The 11,769-nt window shown below is 67.2% G+C and carries 12 protein-coding genes and 1 pseudogene; 2 read left to right on the top strand and 11 right to left on the bottom strand.

Annotated features, from left to right (window positions below):
- The 10 genes from ACO6D5_RS01720 to ACO6D5_RS01675 form a co-directional block, all read right to left on the bottom strand.
- A partial coding sequence (locus tag ACO6D5_RS01720) for a biotin/lipoyl-containing protein (protein WP_485824469.1) occupies nucleotides 1–331 on the bottom strand: 331 nt, incomplete at its 3' end.
- Nucleotides 332–341: 10 nt separating this feature from the next.
- Nucleotides 342–830, bottom strand: coding sequence for a VOC family protein (locus tag ACO6D5_RS01715; protein WP_485824468.1), 489 nt, complete (start codon nucleotides 828–830; stop codon nucleotides 342–344).
- Nucleotides 827–3,010, bottom strand: a complete 2,184-nt coding sequence (locus ACO6D5_RS01710; protein ID WP_485824467.1) for an alpha-ketoacid dehydrogenase subunit alpha/beta — start codon at nucleotides 3,008–3,010, stop codon at nucleotides 827–829. The genes ACO6D5_RS01715 and ACO6D5_RS01710 overlap by 4 nt, the downstream gene beginning before the upstream one ends.
- Nucleotides 3,011–3,047: 37 nt before the next feature.
- Complete coding sequence (locus ACO6D5_RS01705; protein ID WP_315845284.1) at nucleotides 3,048–3,836, bottom strand: glucose 1-dehydrogenase; 789 nt, start codon at nucleotides 3,834–3,836, stop codon at nucleotides 3,048–3,050.
- A gap of 35 nt (nucleotides 3,837–3,871) precedes the next feature.
- Nucleotides 3,872–4,603 carry an ABC transporter ATP-binding protein gene (locus tag ACO6D5_RS01700; RefSeq protein ID WP_485824466.1) on the bottom strand — a complete coding sequence of 244 codons (732 nt, stop codon included), beginning with the start codon at nucleotides 4,601–4,603 and terminating at the stop codon, nucleotides 3,872–3,874.
- On the bottom strand, nucleotides 4,600–5,352 hold the full coding sequence (locus ACO6D5_RS01695; protein ID WP_006228129.1) for an ABC transporter ATP-binding protein: 753 nt from the start codon (nucleotides 5,350–5,352) through the stop codon (nucleotides 4,600–4,602). Before ACO6D5_RS01695 ends, ACO6D5_RS01700 begins: the two co-directional genes overlap by 4 nt.
- Nucleotides 5,349–6,617, bottom strand: coding sequence for a branched-chain amino acid ABC transporter permease (locus ACO6D5_RS01690; RefSeq protein ID WP_485824465.1), 1,269 nt, complete (start codon nucleotides 6,615–6,617; stop codon nucleotides 5,349–5,351). The genes ACO6D5_RS01695 and ACO6D5_RS01690 overlap by 4 nt, the downstream gene beginning before the upstream one ends.
- Complete coding sequence (locus tag ACO6D5_RS01685) at nucleotides 6,614–7,555, bottom strand: ABC transporter permease subunit (protein WP_315845280.1); 942 nt, start codon at nucleotides 7,553–7,555, stop codon at nucleotides 6,614–6,616. The genes ACO6D5_RS01690 and ACO6D5_RS01685 overlap by 4 nt, the downstream gene beginning before the upstream one ends.
- Nucleotides 7,556–7,714: 159 nt before the next feature.
- A complete protein-coding gene (locus ACO6D5_RS01680; RefSeq protein ID WP_315845279.1) occupies nucleotides 7,715–8,950 on the bottom strand; it encodes an ABC transporter substrate-binding protein in 1,236 nt (411 codons plus the stop codon).
- Nucleotides 8,951–8,990: 40 nt separating this feature from the next.
- Nucleotides 8,991–9,803, bottom strand: coding sequence for a shikimate dehydrogenase family protein (locus ACO6D5_RS01675; RefSeq protein WP_485824464.1), 813 nt, complete (start codon nucleotides 9,801–9,803; stop codon nucleotides 8,991–8,993).
- A 238-nt stretch (nucleotides 9,804–10,041) separates the two neighbouring features.
- Between ACO6D5_RS01675 and ACO6D5_RS01670 the strand changes: the two genes are divergently transcribed.
- A complete protein-coding gene (locus ACO6D5_RS01670) occupies nucleotides 10,042–10,779 on the top strand; it encodes an SDR family NAD(P)-dependent oxidoreductase (protein WP_315845277.1) in 738 nt (245 codons plus the stop codon).
- Between the two features lie 37 nt (nucleotides 10,780–10,816).
- The gene (locus tag ACO6D5_RS01665) at nucleotides 10,817–11,563 is read left to right on the top strand and encodes an FCD domain-containing protein (protein ID WP_315845276.1); all 747 of its coding nucleotides are present in this window, start codon (nucleotides 10,817–10,819) and stop codon (nucleotides 11,561–11,563) included.
- Between the two features lie 26 nt (nucleotides 11,564–11,589).
- On the opposite strand, the pseudogene ACO6D5_RS01660 reads toward ACO6D5_RS01665, so the two are convergent.
- Nucleotides 11,590–11,769: pseudogene (locus tag ACO6D5_RS01660) on the bottom strand (flagellar biosynthesis protein FlgA); the annotation flags it as partial.

Here is an 11,769-nt window from a genome sequence, read left to right as displayed (position 1 = left end):
CTGCCGCGGGTTCGGCAGCGGCGGCCGGCGCGGCCGTCGCCGCCCCGCCGTGTTCGGCCAGCGCGCGGTCGATTGCCGAGGCGTCGTCGCCGTCGGCCAGCAGCACGCCGATCACGGTATTGATCGGCACCGACGCGGCGCCGGCCTGGACCACGATGCGGCCTAGCACGCCGGCGTGTTCGGCGTTGATCTCGACGATGGCCTTTTCGGTTTCGATTTCCGCCAGCGCATCGCCGACGGCGACCTTGTCGCCTTCTTGCTTGAGCCACTGGTGCAGGTTGCCGCCCGACGTGTCGGCGGCAACGGAGGGGAGCTTGATAAGGTGTGCCACGTTGTTCGTCCTAGTTTGCGGCGGCGGCCAGATCGGGCCGATAGGCGGCGGGGTCGTCGTATTCGACCAGTTCCAGCACATTGCCTTCCGGGTCGCGGAAGAACGCCAGCCAGGTGCCGGGGCGCACTTCCATGGGCGCCGGCGCGCTGTCGAACACCACGCCCCGGGATTCCAGGCTGCGCACCACGCCTGCCAGATCGCGCACGATGAAGGTCAGGTAGGTGGCGCCCTGGCGGTCCAGGATCGCCGTGCCGCGCACGGCGGACTCGGGGGCGACGCTGGGCTGCAGCAGCTTGATGCGTTCGCCGTAGGACGTCTGCAGGCGCGCCACGTCGTAGCCGTGCACGGTCAGTCCCGTGGCACGCGCTTTGTCGGCAGGCACGCTGACGCGGTTGACGAGCGTCAGGCCGACGACGTCCGTGTAGAACGCCAGCAGCGTGTCCAGGTCATTGCAGCAGATGCCGACTTCCATCGGCACGGTCATTTGCAGGGTGCTCATGCCTGTTCTCCCAGGTCGGCCAGCACGTCGGCCAGGCCAGCCAGCACTTCCTCGGTGTCCGCGAACGCCGCGCGTTCCAGCACCTTCGAGATGCTGGGCGAGGCTTCGCCGCCCGTCACGCGCTTGATCGGCTGGTCCAGCCAATCGAAATAGCGGCGCTGGATCTCGTCGGACAGCATGGCGCCGTAGGACGTGCCGCGCGCGCCTTGCTCCACGATCAGCACGTTGTTGGTCTTCTGGATGCTGGCGCCGATGGTGTCCCAGTCCAGGCCGGCGCGGTCCAGCGTGCGCAAGTCGATCACTTCGGCGTCCACGCCCGCTTCTTCAGCGGCCTTGAGCGCGCGGCTGACCATCGACAGGTAGGTCAGGATGGTGACCTTGCCGCCCGCGCGGCGCACACGCGCGCGGCCGAAGGGGATGGCGTAGTCCAGGTCGCCCGCGGGCACGTCGCCCGACGAGGCGTACAGGTCGACGTGTTCGATGACCAGCACGGGGTCCTTGGAGGCCAGCGCGGTGTTCATCAAGCCCACGTACTCGAACGGCGTGGACGGCGCCACGATGCGCCAGCCGGGCGCGGTGGCGAAGATGCCGGCCGGATCCATCGAGTGCTGCGAGCCGTAGCCCGTGCCCATCGCGACCTTGGTGCGCAGCACGAACGGCACGTCGATGTCGCCGCCGAACATGTGGCGGGCCTTGCCGATCTGGTTGAAGATCTGGTCGGCCGCGACCCACATGAAATCGGGGTACATGAATTCGACGACGGGCTTGTAGCGGCCGTCCATCGCCAGGCCGCCGCCCAGGCCGGCGAAGGCGTTTTCGGAAATCGGAGTACCCAGCACGCGGTCGGGGTACTTGTCCTTCAGGCCGCGCGTGGCGCCATTGGTGCCGCCCTTCAGGCGGTGCACGTCTTCGCCCAGCACGACCACGCCGCCATCGGTTTCCATGCGGCGGTCCAGCACGTCGGCGACGGCGTCGACGAACTTGCGCTCGACCTTGTCGCCGGCGTAGTCAGCCACGTCCTGGTAGCGCAGGCCGGCCAATTCGGCGCCATCGCTGCGCAGGCCCACGTCGCGGAAGTCGGGGCTGGGCCACAGGTCGGCGCGCACGCGGCGCTTGCCGCCTTCAGCGGCTTCGGTCAGACGGCCGCAGACGTCTTTCATGACGTCCTTGCAGCGCTGGCGCAGCGCGTCCACTTCCGCTTGCGTGATCAGCGCGCGGCCGATCATCTCGGAAGCGATCTTGTCCAGCGGATCGCGGCGGCGCCATTGCGCCTCTTCGTCTTTCGTGCGGTAGCCGAAGGCGCTGCCGGGGAAGGGGCCGTTCTGGTGGAAGAAGCGGTACACGTCGACTTCCACGATGGTCGGGCCGTTGCCCGCGCGCATGTGCGCCACGGCTTCCGACATGGCCAGATGCACGGCCAGCGGATCCATGCCGTCGACTTTCCACGACGGGATGTTGAACGCCAGGCCGCGCGCCGACAGGCGCGGTTCTGCGGTGGATTCTTCCACCGTGGTTGACACGGCGTAGCGGTTGTTCTCGATGAAGAAGCACAGCGGCGTCTTCCACGCGGCGGTCAGGTTCATCGTTTCCAGCACGGAACCGATGTTCACCGCGCCGTCGCCGAAGTAGGTCACCGCCACGCGGTCGGTGCCGGCGTGCTTGTGCGCCCAGCCAGCGCCGGCGGCAAGCGGCACGCCGCCGCCCACGATGGCGTTGGTGCCCAGCGCACCCGCTTCCAGCCAGCGCAAGTGCATGCTGCCCCCACGGCCGCGGCAATAACCCTGGGCCAGGCCCATGATCTCGGCCAGCGTCTTCTGCAGGACCTCGTCGATGGCGGGCGTGAGCGGGTTGCGCGGATCCAGGCCCAGCGGCGCGACGTGCTGCAGCGCCTTGGCCAGGAACTGGTGGTGGCCGCGGTGCGACCCGTTGATCTGGTCGCCGGCGCCCAAGGCCAGCACCGAACCGACGGCGCCGCCTTCCTGGCCCACGGACGAGTGCGCGGGGCCGTGCACCAGGCCTTCGGCGGCCAGGTCCAGCACGGCCTCTTCAAAGGCTCGGATCCAGTGCAGCTGGGTGAGCATGGTGCCCAGCAGGGCGGGGTCCGCCTGCTGCCAATCCTTTGCCTCGACCGTCAGTTGCCGCCAGGGCGCTTGGGGCTCAAGCGGTTGGTAGGTGGCCATGAGTGAATCTCCAGAATGTTTTTAAGCGTCGGTGCGGTTAGAGGTAGCTGTAGCGGCTCCAGCCGCCGTCGGCCACCAGGGTGTGTCCGGTGATGTAGGCGGCCTGGCGCGACGCCAGGAAGACCGCCAGATCGGCCATTTCGGCCGGCTGCGCCATGCGGCGCAGCGGAGTGCGTTGTTTCAGCCGTTCGGGGTCCAGCCGGCCGCGCGCGGCCAGGTCGCGCACCAGGTCGGTCTCGACATAGCCGGGCGCCAGCGCGTTGACGCGCACGCCCATCGGGCCCCATTCCACGGCCAGCGTTTCGGTCAGCAGCACCACCGCGCCTTTGGTCGCGCAGTAGGCGGCGCGGTCGGGCGCGGCCACCACGCCGTACATGGAGGCCAGGTTGATGATGCTGCCCGCGCCCGCCGGCACCATGCGGCGGCCTGCGGCCTGCGCGCACAGGAAGACGCCGGTCAGGTTGATGTCGACGGCGCGGCGCCACTCGTCCACGGTCACTTCCAGCGTGGGCTTGTTGGCCGAGATGCCGGCGTTGTTGACCAGCACGTCGATGCGGCCCCAGGCCTGTTCGACCTGGGCGAAGGCGCGTTCGACGGCCTCGGCGTCGGTGACGGAGGCCTGCACCGCGATGGCTTCGCCGCCGGCGGATGTCAGGTCTGCTACGGCCGCGTCCAGGGCGGTGGCGTCCATGTCCAGCAGCGCGACGCGCGCGCCTTGGCGCACGAAAGCCTGCGCGGTGGAAAAGCCGATGCCTTTGGCGCCGCCGGTGATCACGACGGTCTGGCCGCGCAGGTCGCTATGGATGACTTCAGTAGGATTGTCCAAGGTATTTGCCTGTAGGGGATTTGCGTGACGGCGCGTCAGACGGCCAGCCATTCCTGCACCACGTCCTGGCGCTCATGCAGCTGCGCAGGCGGGCCTTCGAACACGATGCGGCCGTGGCCCATGACGCTGACGCGGGTCGACACCTTCAGCGCGATGGTCAGCTTCTGTTCCACCAGCACCACCGAGACGCCGCGCTTGTGGATGTCGCGGATGACATCCGCGATCACTTCCACGATCTTCGGGGCCAGCCCTTCGGTGGGTTCGTCGATCAACATGACCTTGGGATTGCCCAACAGCGATCGGCACATGGTCAGCATCTGCTGTTCGCCGCCCGACAGGTTCCCGGCTTTCGTATTGCTGCGTTCCTTCAAGCGCGGGAAGTAGTCGAACATCTGCGCGACCGTCCAGAAGGGCGCGTCGTCGCGCTTGGGTTGCTCGCCCATGCGCAGGTTCTCGTCCACCGTCAGGTTGGCGAAGACTTCGCGTTCTTCGGGCACGAAGCCCAGGCCGGCGCGCGCGATCTCGAAGGGGCGCTTGTTGGTGATGTCACGCCCTTCGATGGCGATGCGCCCGCCGGTCACGTCCACCAGGCCCATGATGCTTTTCATGGTGGTGGAGCGGCCCGCGCCGTTGCGGCCCAACAGGCTGACGACTTCGCCGCGTCCGATGGACAGGTCGATGCCGTGCAGGATGTGGCTCTTGCCGTAGTGCGCGTGCACGCCTTGCAGGCTGAGCAGGGGGGATTGCGGGTTTGATGCCATGTTCATACCGTTTCCTCTCCCAGGTAGGCTTCGCGAACGCGGGCATCGCCGCGGATGTCCGCGGGCGTGCCCGTGGCCAGGATTTCGCCGTACACCAGCACGCTGATGCGGTCGGCCAGCGAGAACACCACCTGCATGTCGTGTTCGACGATCAGCAGGGTGCAATCGCGCGTCACTTCCTTGATGAGTTCGACCGTGTAGTCGACTTCGTGCTGCGACATGCCGGCCATCGGCTCGTCCAGCAGGATGACCTTCGGGCGCGAGGCGAGCGTCATGCCGATTTCCAGCGAGCGCTGCTCGGAGTAGTTCAGGTCGCCCGCGGCCGTGTCCTGCTTGGCGGTCAGGCGCACTTTCTCCAGCAGGCGGTCCACGTCTTCATTGACGGCGCGGTTGCGCGCGATGGGGCGCCAGAAGTTGTAGACCAGCCCGTGCATGCGCAGCACGGCCAGGCGCAGGTTTTCACGCACCGACAGGCGCGGGAATACGTTGGTGATCTGGAACGAGCGCGCCAGCCCCAGCCGGTTGATGGCTTCAGGCGCCAGGCCGCCAATGGAACGCGAACGCAGGCTGATGTCGCCCGAGGTCGGCGCGAACGAGCCCGACATCAGGTGGAACAAGGTGGACTTGCCGGCGCCGTTGGGGCCGATGACCGCGTGCCGTTCGCCGGCTTCGATTGCCAGGTTCACGCCGCGGATGATCTGCGCTTCGCCGAAGGACTTGCGCACGTCAGTCAGGGTCAGGATGTCGTGGGTCATTTTGCGGGCTCCAGCACAGGGGCGGCGTCGCCGTCGTCGCGCCACAGGGCCAGCGCCCAGCGGCAGGCCGCCAGGCCCACGGCGAACAGCGCCAGCGGGATCAGCCAGGTGGACAGCGCCAGCGGCGCCCACTCCTGGCCGAAAAGCGGGATGGCGGGCCAGCCGGCCTCGGGGTTCATGGCCAGCAGCGCGCGATAATCGCGGGCAAACATGCGCTGCAACATCTCGACCGAGAACACGGTGGCGGCAGTCAGCAGCAGGCCGGCGGCGACCGACAACGCGGCGCGCGGCAGCCAGTTGGCCAGTCCGCGCTCGCGCAGCGACTTGGCCGCGCGCTGCACCAGGCCCACCAGACCGTCCGGCACGAACAGCATCACCAGCACGAACAGCACGCCCTGGTACAGCAACCACGACCGCGTGATGTCGGCCAGCGTCTGCGACAGGAACGTCAGGATGGAGGCGCCCAGCACGGGGCCCAGGAAGGCGTTGACGCCGCCGATGTAGGCGAACAGCACCGCGTCGGTGGACAGCTTGACCTCGAACAGCACGTAGTTGCCGGCCTCGATGTTCAAGGCCTGCAAGCCGCCCGCGATGCCGGCGAACATGGCCGACAGCGCAAACACCATCGTCTTCAACGCATGCGGGCGGTAGCCCAGGTAGCGCAGCCGGTTGGCGTTTTCGCGCAGGCCCAGCGTCAAGCGGCCCAGCGGCGTGCGGGTCAGGCCGTACAAGGCGGCCAGCGAAATCAGCACCCAGGCCAGCACCAGGAAGTACACCTCGACGTCGGAACCGAAGGTGAAGCCCCAGGCCGGCATGCGCATGGCCGACACGCCGGCTTCGCCGCCGAACACGCCTTTCAGGTGCGGCGCCAGCGCGTGCAGCAGTTCCGCCAGCGCCAGCGTGATCATTGAAAAGTACACGCCGGAACGCATGGTGGCGAACCAGCCGGCAACGAGACCGAACAGCAGGCCGGCCACGCCGCCTGCCAGCGGCATCAGGGGCGTGGGCAAGAGGCCCGCGCCGCCCAGCGCATTCATGGCATGGATGGTGGCGAACGTGCCGACGCCGAAGTACGCAGCATGGCCGAAGGACAGCATGCCGCCCTGGCCCGCCAGCAGGTTGAAGGCGCACGCAAAGAGCGCGGCGATCAGCATCTGCACCGCGGCCACGAGCTGGCCCGGGGGCAGCAGCCAGGGCAGCGCGCACAGCACGCCCACGCAGACGATCAACAGCAGGGCGCCCGGGGCGTTACGGGTTTGGCTCATGCCTGTTCTCCCTTCAGGCCGGACGGCTTGACCAGCAGCACGACCAGCATCAGCAGGAAGGGCAATGTGGCCGCCAGGCTGGATATCTTCACGGTCATCAGGCCGCCCACGCTTTCGGCCCACTCACCGGCGCCGAACAGGCCGAACAAGGACGCCAGGCTGGCGTCGATGCCCACCGAAAACGAACTGATCAGGCCAATCAGCAGCGACGCGATCATCGCGCCCTCAAGCGAACCCAGGCCGCCCACGACGACCACCACGAACACCAGCACGCCCAGTTCCAGCGCCATGTTGGGATTCGTGGTGTAGAAGGCGCCGGCGACCGCGCCCGCCAGGCCGGCCATCGCCGCGCCCACGCCGAACACGCTCATGAAGACGAGCGGCACGTTGTGTCCCAGCGCTTCAGCCATGCGCGGGCGGTAGATGGCCGAACGCACCACGATGCCCACGCGGGTGCGCGACAGCAGCAGGTAGATCACGGCGAACATCGCCAGCGACACGCCACCCATCAAGAGGCGGTAGAAGGGGTAGTCCGCGTCGAACACGCGGAAGGCCGCGAAGTTCAGGAACGTCGGCACGCGGTAGTCCACGGGGAAGTCGCCGTAGAACAGCTTGATCAGCTCGGCCACGATGAACGCCAGGCCGAAGGTCACCAGCAGTTCCTGCGCGTGGCCGAACTTGTGGACGCGGCGCAGGAAGAAGCGCTCGACGCCCATGCCCAGCACGCCCGCGATGATCGTTGCCAGCACCAGCGCCGTCCAGAAGCCCGTGACGGGCGTCAACGTGTAGGCGGCATACGCGCCGATCATGTAGAACGAGGCGTGCGCGAAGTTCAGCACGCCCATCATTCCGAAAATCAAGGTCAGGCCTGCCGACACCATGAATAGCAGCAGGCCGTAAATCACGCCGTTCAACAGCGAGACGGTAAAGAATTCCATGTCCGCTCCATAATTCTTGCGCTAGGGCGCGAGGCGCCCCGCGAGCGATCGCGCACGTTGTTTTTCCGGCCCGCGCCGGTGTGCGCTTATAAATGCTTGCAGGCGATCGACGGGTCGCGCGCGCGGACTTTCAGCGCGCGCAAACCCGTCAAGCCGCCATCAATCCGGCCGCTGCATCTTGCACGTCGCCTGCACCGGCGCCGACACGTCCGCCGCCGCCAGCACCTTCACCGGCTCGAAACCCATGTCGGTGCCGTCGGCCTTGTACTTGGCGTTCTTGCTTACCTTGGATACGACCATCGGCAGCTGCACCTGGTGGTCTTCGGCACGCATCGTGTAAGTGCCCAGCGACGAGGTGTAGGTGACCTTTTCCAAGGCCTTCGCCAGTGCCGGCACGGACAGCTTGCCGTCCTGCGGCGGCACCTGCTTTAACGCTTCGCCCAGGAAGCGCACGCCGATGACGGTTTGCGGTTCGGTGTAGCTGGGGTAGTGGCCGGTCTTGGCCTTGTAGTCTTCGGCGAACTTGGCGCCTTCGTCGCCCGCGGCTTCGATGTTGTACGGGTGCGCGATGTAATGGCCCAGCGCGACTTCGCCTGCATTGGCCAGGTTGCCCACCTGGTCCAGGAACACGGTGGCAAAGCGCACCTTCAGGCCGGCGGCCTGCGTGGCCTTCATCAGTAGCAGCAGGTCGTTGGACCAGTTGCCGGTAATGACGGTGTCGGGCGACGCCGACCGGATGCGCGCGACGTAGGGCGCGAAGTCCTGGATCTTGTTGACTTCGTGCAGCGTCTTGCCCACCACTTCATAGCCGTACTGCTTGGCGAAGCGCTCGGTGGCGCCCTCCATGTCCTGGCCCCAGGAGTAGTTCTGGTTGATGGCGTACACGCGCTTGCCCAGCGTGCCGTCGGCCGACATCACCGAGGCCAGCGACTTCACGCGCAGGTCGGCATTGGTGGTGAAGCGGAAGTGGTAGAAGTGGCACTTCTGGCCCGTCAGTTCCAGTGCTTCGCCGCCCACGTTCAGGAAGACGACTTCCTTGCCCGGGTTGCGCAGGTTGTGCTTGCGCACGTCTTCGGTCAGCTGGCCCGAGATCGCGGACGACGAGCCCTGCACCAGGACCTGAACGCCTTCGGCCGCCGCGGCGCGGAAGCGGTCGGACGCGCCCACGGGGCCGCCCTGGTTGTCGAATTCGACCAGTTCCAGCGGCTGGCCGTTCCAGCCGCCGGCGGCGTTGATGCGGTCCAGTTCGTACTTGACCGCGGCGCGGAACATCAGGCCGGTCGAGGCCTGCGGGCCCGACAGCGTTTCGATCAGACCGATCTTGACGGGTGCGGCGTGCGCCGATGCGGCAAAGCCGGCCAGGCACAGCAGGCCGGTGGTGAAAGCCAATTTCATGCGTGTCTCCTCCGTGGAACGGGAGTGGTGAGTCCGTGAATCAAGCAAGCGCGCTTTGTTGCGGCTCTTCTACGCCCAGAAAGCGGGCAATTTCGGTGAGTTGTCCTTCCAGCATGTACAGGCCCGGATGCGTGCGGCAGCCTTGCGCGGCGGCGGCGCGCAGCAGGGGGGTGTCGACGCGGCTCATCACGGCGTCGGCCACGACGGTGCCGGGAGCCAGGGCGTCCAGGGGGAAGGGCAGGGGATCGGTGTCTTGCAGGCCCAGCGAGGTCGCGTTGATGGCGATGTCGCAGGGTTCGGGCGCGGAGTCCGCCACGCGGATGTCCAGGTCGGGGTATTGGCGGGCCAGGTGGGCGGCGAAGGCGCGCGCCTTGTCGGCCGACCGGTTGTACAGGCGCAGGCTGGCGGGGCCGGCGTCGGCCAGCGCACAGGCGATGGCCTTGCCCGCGCCGCCCAGGCCGGCCAGGTAGACGTGGCGGCCGGCGGGGTCGTGCCCCTGGCTGCGCAGGCCGGCCACAAAGCCCAGGCCGTCGAAGTTGCCGCCGGTCAGCACGCCGTCCTGCAGGCGCACGGCATTGACCGCGCCGATCAGCTGGGCTGCCGGGGTCAGGGCGTCGCACAGGGTGGCGGCATGTTCCTTGTGGGGCACCGTGACCACGATGCCGCCCAGGTTGGCCAGGCCGCGCAGGCCGGCAAACAGGCCGGGCAGCGCGTCGGCAGACACGTGGAAGGGCACCATGACGGCGTCGATCGCGCGTTCGCGCAGCAGGGCATTGAGCCGCTGGGGCGTCTTGACGTGCGCGATCGGGTCCGCCGCGATCGCGAATACGGTAGTGCTGCCGGTGATTTCCACCTGGTTGTCCCCTGCCTGTCATGCGGCCTGCGGCCGTGTTTTTCCGACCCTTCTTGCCTGAAAGCGCGACTTGATTTACGCTTTCGGAATAAGTTGTCAGGCAACTTTATTAAGTTGTCCGATAAATCATAGGGCATGCGTTTTTCTCGTGTCAAGCAGCGGATTCAGGAGTTCAATCCAGGAAGCCGCTGGCGCTTGAAAGGCCGCGGGCCCGCCCATAGAGAACTTTGGAGACAGGATGATTTCGTTCGAAGGACAGGTGGCCGTCATCACCGGCGCAGGCAATGGCATTGGTTTGGCGACGGCGCGGCTGATGGCCGCCCACGGCGCCCGGCTGGTGCTGACCGACATCGACAACGCGCGCCTGGAGGCGGTCGCGGCCGAGCTGGATCCCACGGGCCAGCGGGTCTACACCCACGCGCTGGACGTGTCCGTGTCGCACGATTGCGAACGCGTGTTCGAATCGGCCGCCAAGCATTTCGGCGGGCTGGACCATCTGGTTCACTGCGCCGGCATCTACCCGGAACAACTGGTCAAGGACACCAGCGACGAAGCCTGGCGCACGCTGATGCGCGTGAACCTGGACGGCACGTTCTACGTGTGCCGCGCGGCCCAGCGCCACCTGCGCCACAACGGGTCGATCGTGCTCCTGACGTCCTTGGCCGCCCAGCGCGGCAGCTACGCGCACGCCGCGTATTCGGCGTCCAAGGGCGCCGTGCAGAGCTTCACGCGCAGCCTGGCGCTGGAACTGGCGCCGCAGATCCGCGTGAACGCCGTGGCCCCCGGCATCATCGCCACGTCCATGACGCATGACCTGATCGGCCAGAAGGGCGCGCAGTTGCTGGAAAGCACCCCGTTGCGCCGCTTTGGCACGGCCGAGGAAATCGCCGGTTCGATCGCATTCCTGTGTTCGCCGCTGGCGGGCTTTGTGACGGGCGAAGTCATGCAGGTCAACGGCGGCATCTATATCGCTTAAAGTTCAGGACGCCGCCATCACGATCCAACGATTTTCCATGCAGCCTACCCAAGAACAGGACCCGCCGCGCGCCGCGCCCAAGAGTTCGCTTTCCGCGGCCTTGGGCGACGCGCTGGCCGAGCAGATACGCCAGGGGGTGCTTGCCCCCGGCGATCGCCTGCCGACCGAAAAGCAGCTGACCGAAACCTATTCCGTCAGCCGGGCGGTCGTGCGCGAAGCGCTGGCCCGCTTGAAGTCGGAAGGGCTGATCACGTCGCAACAAGGCAGCGGCGTGTTCGTCGATCCGAACTTCCAGCGCAACGCGTTTCGCATCGCCGCGCCCACGCCGGGCGACAGCCAGGACCTGGAGCACATCCTGGAATTGATGCTGTCCATCGAAGTCACCGCCGCGCGCTACGCGGCGCAGCGCCGCACCGAACAAGACCTCAAGAAGATCCGCCAGGCGCTGGTGGGGATGGAATACGCGCTGATCAACGACAAGCTGGGCGACGAAGAGGACTACCAGTTCCATCAGGCCATCGTGCAGGCCACGCACAACCCGCATCTGGTCGCGTTGAACGATTACCTGGAAGCCAATGTGCGCCGGGTGATCCGCAGTGCGCGCAACAACACGGCGCGCAGGTACGCCGAACGCATGGCCGCCGTGCAAAGCGAGCACCAGGCCATCTTCGCCGCGATCGAAGGGTCGGATCCGGACGCCGCCGGCCAAGCCGCCGAACAGCACCTGCGCAACGCCGCAGACCGGCTGCGCCTGTTCCAGGCCGAACGCCCCGCGCCGGTCTAGCCGCGCGCGGCTAGACCGGCGCGGGCTCAGGCGAAGGTCTGTTCCATTTCGCGGCGGAACTGCACGGCGGTGGAGCGGTCGTCGTATTCCACGTCGCGCCAGCGTATCGCCTGCGACTGGCGCACCGGATTCTTCAGCTTGACCTGGTGCGACAGGCCCAGCGGCAGATAGCCTTCTTCCACCGAGTCCGGCGCGGGCATCAGCCG

The sequence above is a fragment of the Achromobacter sp. genome, assembly GCF_057314935.1.
This window is presented reverse-complemented; position numbering and strand designations above follow the sequence as displayed.